The sequence below is a fragment of the Acidobacterium sp. FHG110202_01 genome, assembly GCF_059115305.1.
Map to the genome: position 1 here is coordinate 493211 of NZ_JBZYWJ010000002.1, position 14938 is coordinate 508148.

Below are 14938 nucleotides of genomic sequence, written 5' to 3' on the forward strand. Positions count from 1 at the left end.
TCCAAAGAAAACGCAGGTGCCTTATGTTCGGCGCGTGAGCGCCTACGTGGGGTAACCGCTCAGTTTGAATCTCGTTAACGTAAGACTGAATCGAAGACCGCATGACGCCAGAGTCGCTATCCCTCCCGCGCATACGGGAAACGTATCAAAAAGACACAGCCGACCTGCGTCAAACCTTTGAGCGCACCGGCGATGGCTCAGCCGCCATTCGCCGCCGCTCCACGCTTGTCGATAAAGCAGTGCGCCAGCTCTGGACCGATCTGCTAACTGATCAATCCGAACCGGTGAACATTACGCTGCTTGCCACCGGAGGCTTCGGACGCAAAGAGCTCTTTCCCTACTCCGATGTGGACGTGCTCTTCCTCTGCGCGAACGACAGCATCGAACGCGACTTCCACAACCTCATCCGCATCTGCATCCAGTCCATGTGGGACATTGGCCTCCGCGCCAGTCCCGCCATCCGTACCTGGAAAGAATGCGACCGCGTCGACCCCGACAATCTTGAGTTCCTCGTCTCCCTGCTCGATCGCCGCTATCTCTGCGGCGATTACACGCTCTACAAGCGACTTGAAAACGACCTTCTGCCTTCGCTCGTTCTGCGTGAATGGAACACGATCGTGCAGAATCTCGCTGAAATCGCCCGCTCGCGCCATACGAAATTCGGCAACACCATCTTTCATCTCGAGCCCAATATCAAGGAGTGTCCGGGTGGACTGCGCGACTATCAGCTTTCGCGATGGCTGACGCTGCTCTTTTCCTTACAGGAACAGAAAGCGTGGCCGAAACCGACTGGCAATTCTTTCTTCACGGTTCACAACGATCTCGAATCGGCTTTCGACTTTCTCGCTGCCACACGATGTTTCCTTCACTACCGGTGCGGCCGCGATGACAACACGCTCGACTGGCACGCGCAGGATGAAGCTGCAGCGCAAAGCATTGGCCTCGAGACCCGCGGCAGCGCCGACCCAGCCTACTGGATGCGCACCTACTACCGGCACGCGCGCACGATCTTCCGCCGCACTTCCCTGCTGATGGACGACGTGCCGCCTGCGCGCCGTTCGTTCTACAAACAGTTTCGGCGTCGCCGCACGCCCGTTGCCGGCACGGATTTCTTCCTCGAACAAAGCCGTCTCGATCTCGACAGCACGGGAACCGTCAACGATGCGGACAGCATTCTGCGCATCTTCGGACTCATTGCCAAGCACGGCTACAAGCTCAGCCAGAATGCTGAAGACCGCATCGCTGAAGCGCTTCCCGTGCTCGCCGTGCAGATGCCCGAAGGCCCGTTCCTATGGAACTGCCTACGCGAAATTCTGCTTGGGCCGCATGCCGCGCATGCGCTGCGCACCATGCATGCGCTCGGCGTGCTCGAGCTCGTCATTCCCGAATTCCACGGCATCGACGCGCTCGTCATCCGCGACGCCTACCATCGCTACACCGTTGATGAGCACACCTTCCTCGTCATCGACAACATCCATGCCCTGCGACAACCTACGCACGACTGGGAGAAGCGTTTTGCCACACTGCTTCCGGAGATCGACCGCCTCGACCTCTTCCTGCTTGCGATCCTGATGCACGACACCGGCAAGGCGCGGCGCACCGGAGACCATTGCACACAGAGCGTCGAGCTCGCCGAGAGCCTTGTCACTCGCCTTGAATTCGAACCGGAAGAACGCGAAGCTGTGCGCAGGCTCATTCGCAACCACCTGGAAATGTCGGCTACGCTGCGCCGCGACATCTTCGACCAGGAGAGCATCCGCGCCTTCGCGGAAAAGGTCAGCAGCCAGGCACAGCTCAAAATGCTTTGCCTGCTCACCTATGCCGACATCAAAGCTGTCGCACCGGAGGCTTTGACTCCGTGGAAAGCTGAAAACCTATGGCAGCTCTACATTGCCACATCGAACTTCCTCGATCGCAGCGTAGATGAGGAGCGCTACCATGTCGAGTCCGACACTGGAGTGCTCAACCGCATCCTCGCGCTTGTTCCCGACCGCAGCGATGAGCTCAAGTCGTTCCTTGAAGGCATACCGCAGCGCTATCTGCAGACCCGCCTGCCCGAACAGATTCGCAATCACTTCCGCATGGCGCTCGATTTAGATACGGAGCCTGTGCAGCTCGCTTTCCGTCAATTGCGACAGGTGCATGAGATCACTCTCATCACCAAAGACCGCCCCATGCTTTTCGCAGAAATGGCCGGAGTGCTCTCCGCATGGGGAATGAACATCGTGAAAGCCGATGCTTTCTCGAACAGCGCGCACGTTATTGTCGACACTTTCCAGTTCACCGATCACTTCCAGACTCTGGAACTGAATCCGGAAGAGGTCGACCGCTTCCTCAAAAGCATCCGCGACGTTATATCCCAGCGCGTGCCGCTCGACACCCTTCTGCGCGCGCGCAGTCATACCAACCGCCGCAACCACGCGAAAGTGAAAGTCGAAACCCGCCTCTCATTCGACAACGAATCCTCATCGCACAGCACTCTGTTGCAGGTTGTCGCGCAGGACACTTCAGGCCTTCTGCGCGAACTCGCAAAAACCTTCGCTGAATGGCAGTGCAACATTGAAGTTGCCCTCATCGACACGGAAGGTGAAGTGGCCATCGACGTCTTCTATCTCACGTCTCACGGGAAAAAGCTGAGCGAGTCACAGCAACAAAATCTCTCCAATTCACTCAAGCACATACTCGAAGAGCTCAAGAGATAGGGAGGTAGGGGGATAGGGAATAGGCAACCCGCTCTTATTTCCCTATTCCCTGCTTCCCTCCTATTTCCCTACCTCCCTACTTCCCTGCCCTCACTTCAGATACGCACGCACCAGATCAATCAGATCCTCCGCCAGCTCCGTCGGCGGCTGCGGGCTTTTCTCCGTAAGCATGTGCAGCCGTATATGGTCCTCCAGGACCTCTGCCATCAGACTGTTGATGCCCCCGCGCACGTTCGCCAGCAGCATCAACACATCAGCGCAATCGTCGCCATTGGTCAGTGATCGCTCGATCGAATCTACCTGCCCGCGAATTCTTCGTATGCGCGCAACCAATTTCTGTTTTTCTCTTTCCAGGTGGCTCATGAAATATATCCTATGGGGATATGGTACATTATGTTCTGACGTCGGAATAAATACTGTAACGCCCATGCAATCTTCCAAGTAGAAGATCAGACTATCCTGGCGTCCTGGAGGCCTTTTGCGCAGGTTGTTCATTGCTACATGTCTGGCATTGTGTCCGTTTTATGGATTTGCCCAGGCATCTGCCCTGCTCCCTTCTGCGCCCTTGCCCCAGCAGAGATCCGAATTATCCGGGCAGTTTGATGTACAACCTAGCCCATCGAGCGCCGCAAGCATTTCTCCGGAAGAGCGCGAGGCCCCGGAAGCGCCCGCTGTCACGATGTTTCCGCACAGCGATACCGCACCTTACTGGATTTCCGGCCAGACCAACATCATCTTCCAGGCACATCCGCCATTTCATTCGCCATACCAGGGAACAAATAGCCTGCACGGCGCAGGAGAGTACAAGACCTCGCTCGTAGGAACACTCTTTCTCGGCTACCAGCCGCACCACAACACGCGCTACAACACGGACTTCATCGTGGATTTTGAAAGCGCCGGCGGACGAGGCATCAGCCAGGCGCTTGGCCTTGCCGGGTTCACCAACCTCGATGTCGTCCGTAACCCGAACCTTGGCTCGTCGCCCTATCTGGCGCGCGGCCAGATTCACCAGACCATCGGACTCACCAGCGAAACTACTGAGTCTGATCGCGGTCCTTTCTCGCTGGCAACGCAAGTCCCTGTGCGCCGCTTCGAGTTTCGCATCGGCAAAATGAGCATGCCCGATGTCTTTGACATCAACTCCATCGGCTCGGACAGCCACCTGCAGTTCACCAACTGGACCATCGACAACAACGGCGCATGGGACTATGCCGCCGATACCCGCGGCTACACTGTCGGAGGCATTGCCGAATATGACGACCGCAGCTGGAGCGCGCGCTACGGAATCGCAGCCATGCCCGTCGTCGCCAACGGAATCGACCTCGACTGGGCCTTCTCCCGCGCCAGTGGCCAGAACATGGAATTCGAGCTGCGCAAATCCGCCATCCGCGGTCGCAAAGGCGTCACGCGCATTCTCAGCTTTGTGAACCATGCGCACATGGGCAATTATCGTGAAGCAGTGCAGGCTTATCTTGACGGCATCGACCCGACACCCGATATCACAAAGCACGCGCACTTCAGCTCAGTGAAATACGGCTTTGGCTGGAACAACGAACAGGAGATCACCGAGGACTTTCGCGTCTTCAGCCGCTTCGGCTGGAATGAAGGCCAGCACGAATCCTTCGCCTACACGGAAGTCGACCAGACTGTCGCCTTCGGAGGCGATTTGCAGGGCACCCGCTGGCACAGGCCGGTCGATAAGATCGGCGTTGCCTTCGTTTCAAACGCCATCAAGCGCGACCACCAGAATTACCTGAAATACGGCGGCCTTGGCTTCCTTTTAGGCGATGGCAAACTGAATTACGGCCGCGAGAACATCGTTGAGAGCTACTACAACTGGCACACCTGGCGCGGCGTCTTCTTTGCGTTAGGGCTCTCACATATCGACGACCCCGGCTACAACCGCGACCGGGGCCCGGTATGGGTGCCGTCCATCCGCATGCACGTTGACTATTGAGCTACTGCCTGCTGGTTGCCGTTTCAGCCGTCAGCTTCTGCACCTTGCTGTGCTTGGTGGAGTAGGTGAAATAAACCACCAATCCGATCACCAGCCAGATAATGAGCCGCGCCCAATTCAGCCATCCCAGCTTGTACATCATGTAGCCGTTGAACACGATGCCCAGGATCGGCACCAGAGGCACCAGAGGTGTCTTGAAGGGACGTGCGCGGCTCGGGTCAGTCTTGCGCAGAACAATAATGGAGATGCAGACAATGACGAATGCCAGCAGCGTGCCAATATTCACCATCTTGCCGATGTCGTCGATCGGCGTAACGCTGCCGACGATGGCAGCCAGCAGTCCGGCGAGGATGGTGCTCTTATAAGGCGTGCGGAATTTTGGATGGATCGCGGCAAAAAACTTTGAAGGCAGAAGACCGTCCTTCGCCATGGCATAGAGCACACGCGATTGTCCCAGCAACATCACCAGCATCACGCTGGTCAGCCCTGCAAGCGTGCCGACAATGATGAGATCAGCTGCCCAATTCAGATTCCGGTCGAGAAATGCCCGCGCAATGGGAGCTTCAATATTCACCGCCTGCCACGGAACCATCCCTGTCAGCACAGCGGAAACGGCAATGTACAGCACCGTGCAGATGCCCAGTGAAAGAAGAATGCCGATCGGCAGATCGCGCTGCGGGTTCCTGGCTTCCTGCGCTGTAGTCGAAACCGCGTCAAATCCGATGTAGGAAAAGAAGACATACGCAGCGGCCGCGCTGATGCCGGAAAATCCAAACGGCGCAAAAGATGACCAGCTCGCTCCCCAGTTCCCCGGATGCACATACTTCGAGCCGAGCACGATCACAAACAGCACCACGCTGACCTTCAGCGCGACGATGCCGCCGTTAAACTTCGCGCTCTCCTTAATGCCGACCACAAGAATTGTAGTAATCACCAGCGCCACGATGAACGCCGGCAGATTGAATCCAATCTCCACGCCAAACAGATGAGGCGCCGCCAGCAGATCATGCGCGCGGCTCAACAGTTCCGGCGATGCCGACTCTTTTAAGCGATCGACCTGCTGCAGAAATTCCTGAGAACCCTGCGCGATATTCGGAAACGAAGCAGCAGTCATCTGCCGCGCCACCATGTCTGTCGCCCTGCGCAGGCCGGTCCAGTGATCGTAGGCGAGCCAGAGTGGAAGCCGCAGATTAAAGATATTGAGAAACTCGATGAAGTTATTGGACCAGCCGGAAGAGACCGTGCTTGCCCCCATCGCGTATTCGAGCGTCAGGTCCCAGCCAATGATCCAGGCAAAGAGCTCACCCAGCGTGGCATACGCATAGGTGTAGGCTGAGCCGGCCAGCGGAATCATAGCGGCAAATTCTGCATAGCACAGCCCGGCAAAAACGCAACCCAGTCCGGAAAGCACGTAAGACAGCATCAGCCCAGGCCCGGCATAATGGGCGCCCAGACCCGCCATCACAAAAATACCGGCGCCAATGACAGCGCCAATCCCAAGCGCCGTAAGGGACCAGGGCCCCAGCGACCGTTTGAGTGTGTGCTCTCCCTCTTCTGCTGCCTCATCGCATAGCAAAGAGAGCGGTTTGGTTGCAAACAAATTAGCCATCTACCAGCGCTTCCCCTTCAGGAATTTCAATTTTGATTTGCCGTCTGCCCGCGGCGCGACCAGACCATAAAAACCGGAATGCCAAGCAGAACAATCAACAGGCCCGGCCAGGTGAACTGCGGCTTGTAGCGCAGCAGCACCACACAAATCCACGCCGCCATGCCGATATAGATAGCAGGCAGAACCGGATATCCTATCGCACGGTAAGGACGTTCGGCATCCGGCCTGCGCCTGCGCAGCACGAAAAGACACGCAATGGTCAGGATATAGAAGATCAGCTCGGTGCAGATAATGTAGTCGAGCAGTTGGCTGTAGGAGCCTGTCAGGCACAGGAAGCACGTCCATACCGCCTGAATGATGAGCGCCGCAACCGGCGTCTGATAGCGCGGATGCAGCTTACTCGTCGACTTGAAGAAAAGCCCATCGCAGCTCATTGCGTAGTAAACGCGCGCGCCAGCCAGGATCAACCCATTCGCGCAGCCGAAGGTCGAAATCAGAATCGCGCCTGCCATCAGGAACGCGCCGCCATTCTGGAATATCTGCTGCAGCACTGCCGTCGCTACGCGGTCTTCTGCCGCATATTGAATGCCGCGCGCAAACGCTGTTGTTCCGTTGGGGTCGCCCTGGAGCGGCAGCGCGCACAGGTAAACAAAATTCGCCGCCACATAGAGCGCGATTACAATCACGGTGCCCAGCACCAGTGAGAGCGGCAGATTGCGCTTCGGATTGCGAATCTCGCCTGCTGTAAACGTGACGTTATTCCACGCATCGGCAGAAAAGAGAGAACCGGTCTGCACCACGGCGAGGACCGCCACCAGCCCCACCATGGCGATTGGGCCGCCTACCCCCACCTGCACGGGATGCAGCGAATGCCACGATGCGTTCTGCCAGAAATTATGACCGAAGTTTGCCGCCATCGCTGCCGGGTTGCGCCCGAACAGCAGCCCGACAATCACCAGCCCAAGCAGAGCCGCGGTCTTTGCCGTGGTGAAAACATTCTGCACCAGCGCACCCAGCCGCACACCGAGAATGTTGATCCCGGTCAGCAGCAGCACAATGATGATGCCGGTAAGATTGGCCGTGTTCAGACCGATATCCATGTTTCCCAGCACCATCGGACCTACCCGCAGCGCGGGAACATGCCCGATATGCCACAGCCAGTGCGATGAAGAGATCGTGGGAAAAAAGATGCCGAGAAACTTGCCAAAGGCCACGACAACCGCGGCGATCGTTCCTGTCTGGATAACGAGAAAAAGTGTCCACCCAAAAAGAAAGCCCCACATGGGGCCAAGAGCTTCGCGCAGATAAACATATTGTCCGCCTGCAGATGGCATCATGGCGGCAAGCTCACCATAGCTGAGCGCGCCAATGATCGTCATCACCGCGGTTACGAGCCATGCTGCGATCAGCAGAGCGGGCGAACCGACTCCGCGGCTGATCTCTGCCGCAACAATAAAAATCCCCGAACCGATCATCGACCCGACGACAATGGCCGTTGAACTGAAAAGTCCAAGCCGTTGCGCCAGGTGTGGAGCGGCAGAGGTCGTCTGTGCGGGAGTTGGTCGGGTACTTGTACTCACTTGTTGATTGTTCTACCGGAAATTTGCGAGAAAGTCTTTTGCTATTTTCGCAGAATCTTTACCAGACCCAAACAAGGCAGAAATTACGGCTACAGAATCGGCACCGGCATCGAGCACCTCATGTGCGTTTTCTATCGTAATTCCGCCAATCGCCACCAGCGGTTTCGCGGTCAGACGCCGCACTTCGCGCACATGCTCAAGCCCTACTACAGGATCAGGATTCAGCTTTGAAGATGTTCGAAACACAGGCCCAATCGCGATGTAATCGACTGGTTGTGCCTCTGCGATTTCCATCTGCGCACGATTGTGGGTTGAGATGCCTACGATTCTTTCAGGCCCTACAATGCGCCGTGCATCAACTGGAGAAGCATCCTCTTGCCCTACATGCACGCCATCAAAATCAGCGCGCAGCGCCAGGTCAGGACGATCATTCATAACCAACTTTAATTGCGCGCCTGCAGCTTTCTTTATAACGACTGCATCGGCAAGAATCTCTGCTTCCCCATCCTGCTTATTGCGATATTGCAACAGAGTGACACCTGCATCCGCCAGCTCCGATACAAGGCTTCTCAGGGACTTATCCCGGTCATGCGAAGGCAGAAATGAGGCGTCAAGAATGGGATAAAGCGGCGGAAACTGAAAGGGCATGCTCTCTTGAGGATATAACGTCTTCTAGAAGAACCGTGCATCGAAAGGATGCTCGTGAACAGCTGCTATTTTCAGTAATCCGGCCTCGGGGTGCAGTGGATTGACCAGTACATTCCATGTCTCAGGGACCAGTACACTCGGGACTCCCAACAGGAGAGTCCGCCCTTCTATGAGCCAGTGATCCCCGATGCTTTGCGTATATAAGGAGTCAGCTGCCCATTCTGCAGGCAGCTTCTTGAGTTCGATCCTTTCCCGCGAAAGCTTATTTGGCCCTTCAATCTTGAGCAGCTGAAAATACTCAGGGCGGTCCTCTGCGTCAATCTCCATATGGACAAGCGTTTCGAGCAGAGCAGTAGATGGATTGAGTGTGCAATAAACAACTGGATGGCCTTTGGTATGCCAGCGCCCCGATACATAAAGTCCACCGGCACCGTCCAGAGTTGCATAGTTGCTGATGCGCCATAGGACGATGGACATTGCTTAAGCGCTGAACCCGTAGTCAAGTTGCAGAAGCATTTCTTCGACTAAACGTGAGCCTGCTTCAGTACGAAGCAATTCCAGAGGAGTGCGCCCCTCAAAACGGACCTTCGGTTTTCGCAGCCAGCGCGATGCCTTGGCGTCATCGCCAAAAACCTCTTCCGCTAATGCGGTGATACGCGCCATCCGTACCGCGCGGTCTGATTCATCTGCAGTAAGCGGCTCTTGGCGGGTTCGTCTATGCAGTAATGTGCGCCTGGGCACGATGATGTTGTAGATTTCCTCGTCGCTGATCCCGTGGCTCGAAAGCGACTCAACCGAAGCAAGAGGGAGCCGTTTCTCGACAAGCTGCGCAAGATCATGATCCGAGCGCAGACGGGCAACACCAAGCTTACTCTCGATGCGGCGATACAGCGCCGCCGTTTCCCGTCTTTCGCGAAGATTTGGTTGCGCCATGCCTGCTCCTTGGCAATCTGCCTCAATTATATGAGCAGTTTGCCACTCCCGCAATCCGAAATTGATACGCGCTCTTAACAAATCCCTTAGAAACCTCCTACTCCTCCTTTATGGCCCCTGCATTTGAATAAGAAATCGGAGGAATTATGAGCGCATTTCGAACGTGCAGACCTTTACTTGTGGATGCGGAACAATGTACGGAAAACAGAACCATCGCTACAGACACCGGCTTTTGCAACGTGCAGCGCGGCGACTGGATCGTTCGCGGCGAAAACGGAGAGTGCTATGTTCTCGACAACGCATTCTTCCAACGCACCTTTTCACCCATCCAACATTACCCCTGGGAGAACAGCCATGAAGAAGGCCGCAATTACGGCGCGTAAACCGCAACGGCCGGCGAAGCCGTTATCGGAAATCAACTATACGCAGCTCGCAGTCCTTACAATGCGGATATATGGCAATTCAAAATCTCTCCGCTGAAGAACGCGCCCGGCGCATCAAGCTCATCCTTTTCGACGTAGACGGAGTGCTCACCGACGGGGGCATCTGGATCTTTCCCGCCCCGGCCCCCAGCCACACCACCGCCGCGCACGCGCAGGAAATGGAAAGCAAAGGCGGCTACGCCATCCACTCTGCCAACATGGTCGAGGCCAAAGGCTTCAACGCGCATGACGGATCGGGCGTTTCCCTCGCCCGCATCGGCGGCATGAAGTGCGGCATCATCACCAAGCGCATCTCAGAAACCGTGGCGCTGCGTGCCCGCGATCTCCGGCTCGAATATGTCTACCTGGGCCAGTCCTTCAAGATGAAGGCCGTGCGCGAAATCATGGAGAAGGAATCGATCTCGCTCGAAGAAATCGCCTATGCCGGCGACGACGTGATTGATCTACCGGTGATGCGCGAGGTCGGCCTGGCCGTCGCAGTCGCCAACGCCCGCAAGCAGGTCAAGGACGCGGCACACTACATCACACCGAACCCAGGCGGACACGGCGCCGGCCGCGATGCTGTTGAATTCATTCTCGAAGCCAAAGGAATTCTCGACGAGGTCATCGAGAAGTACATCGACGAACGCAATCCCATTGCAAGGAATATGGATATTGGCCAAGGGGGAATTTAAGACTGCGAACTACCCCAGGTTAGCTACGCGAACCTGGGGCACCCGCTCTTAATTTATGCTTTCGCGGCGTCTACCTTTTCTGAATCCACGCCAAGTTCTTCGAAGGCCTTCTGCGCGCGCTTGGCATCGAATTTGCCGTCGCGTGCCAGCTTTGAGAGCGTAGCCGCCACAATCGACTCGGCATTTACTTCAAAGTGACGGCGCAGATATTCGCGATTGTCGCTGCGTCCGAAGCCGTCCGTGCCCAGCGTCACGAGGCGGGTCGTCAGCCACGGAGCAAGCTGGTCCGGCACAACCTTCATGTAGTCCGAAGCCGCGATGATCGGCCCCTTCGCGCCCTTCAAGGCCTGCAAGATGTACGGTGTCTTCTCCGCTTCCACAGGATGCAGGCGGTTCCAGCGCTCGACCGAGAGTGCATCGCGGCGGAGCTCGTTGTAGCTGGTCACGCTCCACACGTCCGTCTGCACGCCGTATTTTTCAGCGAGAATCTGCTGTGCGCGCACCGCCTCGTTCAGGATTGGTCCGCTGCCGAAAAGCTGTGCATCCGCCTTGCCCTTGATCGCAGACTTGAATTTGTAAATGCCGCGCAGAATGCCTTCGCGCACCCCCTCAGGCATTTCGGGCATCGCGTAGTCTTCGTTGTACATGGTGATGTAGTAGAAGACCTGCTCATTCTCCTGATACATGCGGCGGATACCGTCCTGCAGGATCACGGCCGTCTCATAGATGTAGGCCGGGTCATAGCTCAGGCACGTCGGAACCGTGCTCGCCAGCACATGACTGTGACCATCCTGGTGCTGCAGTCCTTCGCCGAGCATCGTTGTGCGCCCGGCGGTGCCGCCCATCAGGAAGCCCTTGCCGCGCGAATCAGCGAATGCCCATATCATGTCGCCGACACGCTGGAAGCCGAACATCGAGTAATACATGTAGAACGGAATGGCCGGCACACGATAATTCGAATACGCAGCACCCGCAGCAGTGAATGAGGCCATCGATCCGGCTTCGGTAATGCCCTCTTCCAGAATCTGCCCGTCCTGCTCTTCGCGGTAGTAGAGCAGCATATCTAGATCATGCGGCTTGTACTTCTGCCCTTCGGCGGCGTAGATACCCACCTGGCGAATCGCCGATTCCAGACCAAACGTGCGGCCCTCATCGGGAACGATAGGCACAATCAGCTTGCCGATCTCCGGGTCCTTCAGCAGATGGCGCAGGATGCTGACAAAACCCATCGTCGTCGAAACCGCGCGGCCTTTCGATCCGGCGATCCATTCGCCGAAGTAATCCAGCTCCGGCGCCTTGAATTTAAGCTCAGGCACTTCACGGTGCGGCAAATATCCGCCGAGTTCCTTGCGACGCTCGTGCATGTACTGAATTTCCGGAGCATCATCCGCCGGCTTATAAGGCGTGCCGTGCATTGCCGCTTCTTCCGGCACCGGAATATCGAAGCGCTTCACGAACGAGGACAGCGCCTCATCCGTCATCTTCTTTTCCTGGTGCGCCGCATTGCGAGCTTCCGTGGTGCCCATGCCATAACCCTTCACGGTCTTGGCAAGGATTACCGTCGGGCCACCGCGATGTTCCACAGCGCGCTTGTAGGCGTTGTAAATCTTTACCGGATCATGTCCGCCGCGATGCAGCCGTGCCAGCTGCTCATCGGTCATGTCGCTGACCAGCTCCAGCAGCTCCGGATACTTCCCGAAGAATTCCTGCCGCAGATACGCGCCGCCCTTGGCCTTGAATGCCTGGTATTCGCCATCAACGCACTCCTCCATGCGCTTCAGCAGCAGACCCTTGTGGTCGCGCTCAAACAGCGCGTCCCAATCCGAACCCCAGACGACTTTGATGACATTCCATCCCGCGCCGCGGAAGACGCCTTCGAGCTCATCAATGATGCGCTTGTTGCCGCGCACGGGGCCATCCAGCCGCTGCAGGTTGCAGTTGACGACGAAGACCAGATTGTCGAGCTTCTCGCGCGAAGCGACCGTAATCGCACCCAGCGTATCGACTTCATCCGTTTCGCCGTCGCCCACAAACGCCCACACCTTGCGCGGCGTCTTCTCAATCAGCTTGCGGTTTTCGAGATAGCGCATGAAGCGCGCCTGGTAGATGGCATTCAGCGGTCCGATGCCCATGGAAACCGTCGGGAAGCGCCAGAAATTCGGCATCAGCCATGGATGCGGATACGATGACAATCCCGGCTTCTCGCGCAACTCATGGCGGAAGTTCTTCAGATGATCGTCATTCAGGCGGCCTTCGAGAAAGGCGCGCGCATAGACGCCCGGCGAAGCGTGTCCCTGGAAGTAAACAAAATCGCCCGGCTGGTCGCCATAGCTGGCATGGAAGAAGTGGTTGAAGCCAACCTCAAGCAGCGTTGCCAGCGACGAATACGTCGAGATGTGCCCGCCGATGCCCGCGTCTTTCTTATTCTGGCCATGCACCATCGCCATCGCGTTCCAGCGGATCAGGCTCTCGACGCGGCGCTCCATCTGGCGGTCGCCCGGGTATGGCACTTCATCATGTTTGGGAATGGTATTAAGGTAGGGAGTTCGAATTTCGCTTGGGGTGCTGATGCCGGCTTCGCGTGCCCGCTGCCGTAACGCGCCCAGCAGTTCCGCCGCCTGCTCCGGGCCTTCGTCAACCACAATCTGGTCAAAGGCCTCAATCCACTCTGCAACTTCTTCCGTAATATCCGCCTGGGCGGGAACTTCCAGTTTCGTAGCCATAGGATTCATTTCTGCACAGCAAGAAATTCAGCTTCCACCGGAGCTTCAAAAGGGCTGCCCACGGCGATCACCGGCACGCTGTAGTCGTCTTCAATTTTCGCAGAATATTTTGCAGGGTGCCAGTTTCCCTTACCGTACTATCAGAGTGTGAAAAGAACGCTAGCGCTTTCCATCCTTGCACTTCTTCCCATCGCACAGGTCCACGCGCAATCCACGGCAAAAAAGCCGGCGGCCCGTACTCGCACAACTGCGCCGGCCGCTCCAGCACTGCCGAAGAACATTCCTCCTGTCCCAGGAGTGCCCCACACGGCATATGCGCTCAAGTACATCGACATCAAGATAGGAACAGGCGAACTGGCTGAGCCGAATAAGTTCTATACAGTGCACTACACAGGCTGGCTGGCATCAGATGGAACGAAGTTTGATTCATCCGTCGACAGAGGCACCCCGATCACCTTTCCAGTGGGCATGCATCGCGTCATTCCCGGATGGGACACTGGTTTTGAAGGCATGCACGTCGGCGGCAAACGCCGCCTCTTCATCCCTTATCAGCTCGCCTACGGAGAAAACGGACGCGACCCCATTCCACCAAAAGCCGATTTGATTTTCGATGTGGAACTGATTTCCATCTCCGACACACCGCCCGCGCCCCCGGCTCCTCCAGCACAGCCTCAGCAAGCGCCGCAGCCGGAAAAACCAGCATCGCCGCAACCGTGAGGTATTAGAACTGCTAGAACTCTGCCTGCAAAATGTTATGTCTTCTGAAGCTGGGAACAGGGCGCTGTTCCATGTGGGCAACATCCATTATCTGCAGAATCTGGTCGACTGCATCAGCTGCTTCAGTCCGCTGCCCGGCATAGCATGCAGCAGACGCCGCTGCGCGCTGGAACATTGCTACCATACCCGGCGACTCAGTCAGAACATGCGGTGTATTCCGTAACAGCGACAACACCGCTTCGCTCTGAGGCATGGATGCTACATTCCACGTGCATTCGGGCTGGTACTCAAGGAAGAAAATCCAGCCGACGGGCGCCGGTGCATGCCCAACTAAAGCTTTGCATTCAGAGGCAAGCACAGGAAACTGCCCAGGGCCGCCATTGCGCAAAAGCAGAGGCCGCGGGTATGGATGCACACGCCCGTCTGCATCGATCAGCGCATACTCATCGGAAAAATAAGTGGCGCCTCGCTGAATCAACTCGGCCACCAGCGACGATTTGCCGGCATGTGAAACGCCCGGCAGCAGCAATGCCTGCTCGTTCCATACAACAGCGCCAGCATGCACGGCACGCAACCCAGTCAGGCGCTGGACGACAGCTTCATCCAGCACTCTGATAAGGTCCACCACCAGACCAATCGGGCGAGAGGCCGATGTCACCAGCACATCGTCGGCGAGCAACTGAAACTCCCGCGCATCCCGAACAATGCGAATCGAGAGGTCAGGGTGGCGGCCGACAATACCGATTCTGGGCAACGAAGGAAAGACATAACGCTCCAGAATGGAGTGCGCATCACGATTCTCCGTCGCCACTTGAATCGTGCAGCCGAAAGCGTGAATCCCGAAAGTATATTTGCTGGACATAGGAACCTGCGGCAAAGAACTGCGTTCTGCTCTGTCAATCAATACAGTTGACAGCCGATCGAGAGTGCCCGGGACTCCCGGGCACTCTCA

General features: G+C 56.9%; 13 protein-coding genes. 5 read left to right on the plus strand and 8 right to left on the minus strand.

Translation table 11 applies throughout. The features are described 5' to 3' along the window. Window positions 1-101 precede the first annotated feature (101 nt). A complete protein-coding gene (gene glnD, locus AC5S16_RS05365) occupies window positions 102-2702 on the plus strand; it encodes a [protein-PII] uridylyltransferase (RefSeq protein WP_493929003.1) in 2601 nt (866 codons plus the stop codon). Between the two features lie 90 nt (window positions 2703-2792). Here glnD and AC5S16_RS05370 read toward each other — a convergent pair whose 3' ends face one another. Continuing rightward, entirely contained in the window at window positions 2793-3065 is a 273-nt protein-coding gene (locus tag AC5S16_RS05370) for a metal/formaldehyde-sensitive transcriptional repressor (RefSeq protein ID WP_493929004.1), read from the minus strand. A 115-nt stretch (window positions 3066-3180) separates the two neighbouring features. On the opposite strand from AC5S16_RS05370, the gene AC5S16_RS05375 reads away from it, so the two are divergent. After that, a complete protein-coding gene (locus tag AC5S16_RS05375; RefSeq protein WP_493929005.1) occupies window positions 3181-4659 on the plus strand; it encodes a carbohydrate porin in 1479 nt (492 codons plus the stop codon). A 1-nt stretch (window position 4660) separates the two neighbouring features. Here AC5S16_RS05375 and AC5S16_RS05380 read toward each other — a convergent pair whose 3' ends face one another. The 5 genes from AC5S16_RS05380 to AC5S16_RS05400 are packed head-to-tail and all read right to left on the minus strand — an operon-like array spanning window position 4661 to window position 9429. Further along, window positions 4661-6268: an amino acid permease gene (locus AC5S16_RS05380; protein ID WP_493929006.1), complete on the minus strand. Its 1608-nt coding sequence runs from the start codon at window positions 6266-6268 to the stop codon at window positions 4661-4663. A 26-nt stretch (window positions 6269-6294) separates the two neighbouring features. After that, on the minus strand, window positions 6295-7848 hold the full coding sequence (locus tag AC5S16_RS05385) for an APC family permease (protein ID WP_493929007.1): 1554 nt from the start codon (window positions 7846-7848) through the stop codon (window positions 6295-6297). A gap of 12 nt (window positions 7849-7860) precedes the next feature. Further along, a complete protein-coding gene (gene thiE, locus AC5S16_RS05390; RefSeq protein ID WP_493929008.1) occupies window positions 7861-8496 on the minus strand; it encodes a thiamine phosphate synthase in 636 nt (211 codons plus the stop codon). A gap of 24 nt (window positions 8497-8520) precedes the next feature. Then, window positions 8521-8973, minus strand: coding sequence for an RES family NAD+ phosphorylase (locus tag AC5S16_RS05395; protein ID WP_493929009.1), 453 nt, complete (start codon window positions 8971-8973; stop codon window positions 8521-8523). Window positions 8974-8976: 3 nt separating this feature from the next. Continuing rightward, on the minus strand, window positions 8977-9429 hold the full coding sequence (locus tag AC5S16_RS05400) for an Xre family toxin-antitoxin system antitoxin (protein WP_493929010.1): 453 nt from the start codon (window positions 9427-9429) through the stop codon (window positions 8977-8979). A gap of 146 nt (window positions 9430-9575) precedes the next feature. On the opposite strand from AC5S16_RS05400, the gene AC5S16_RS05405 reads away from it, so the two are divergent. Together AC5S16_RS05405 and AC5S16_RS05410 are read left to right on the plus strand one after the other, a co-directional pair. Continuing rightward, window positions 9576-9812: a hypothetical protein gene (locus tag AC5S16_RS05405; protein ID WP_493929011.1), complete on the plus strand. Its 237-nt coding sequence runs from the start codon at window positions 9576-9578 to the stop codon at window positions 9810-9812. Window positions 9813-9883: 71 nt separating this feature from the next. Continuing rightward, window positions 9884-10546: a KdsC family phosphatase gene (locus AC5S16_RS05410; protein WP_493929012.1), complete on the plus strand. Its 663-nt coding sequence runs from the start codon at window positions 9884-9886 to the stop codon at window positions 10544-10546. A gap of 53 nt (window positions 10547-10599) precedes the next feature. On the opposite strand, the gene aceE is transcribed toward AC5S16_RS05410, so the two are convergent. Next, window positions 10600-13269: a pyruvate dehydrogenase (acetyl-transferring), homodimeric type gene (gene aceE, locus AC5S16_RS05415; RefSeq protein ID WP_493929013.1), complete on the minus strand. Its 2670-nt coding sequence runs from the start codon at window positions 13267-13269 to the stop codon at window positions 10600-10602. A 147-nt stretch (window positions 13270-13416) separates the two neighbouring features. Between aceE and AC5S16_RS05420 the strand changes: the two genes are divergently transcribed. After that, window positions 13417-13986: an FKBP-type peptidyl-prolyl cis-trans isomerase gene (locus AC5S16_RS05420; RefSeq protein WP_493929014.1), complete on the plus strand. Its 570-nt coding sequence runs from the start codon at window positions 13417-13419 to the stop codon at window positions 13984-13986. Window positions 13987-13999: 13 nt separating this feature from the next. Here AC5S16_RS05420 and AC5S16_RS05425 read toward each other — a convergent pair whose 3' ends face one another. Next, window positions 14000-14848: a hypothetical protein gene (locus tag AC5S16_RS05425; protein WP_493929015.1), complete on the minus strand. Its 849-nt coding sequence runs from the start codon at window positions 14846-14848 to the stop codon at window positions 14000-14002. Window positions 14849-14938 lie beyond the last annotated feature (90 nt).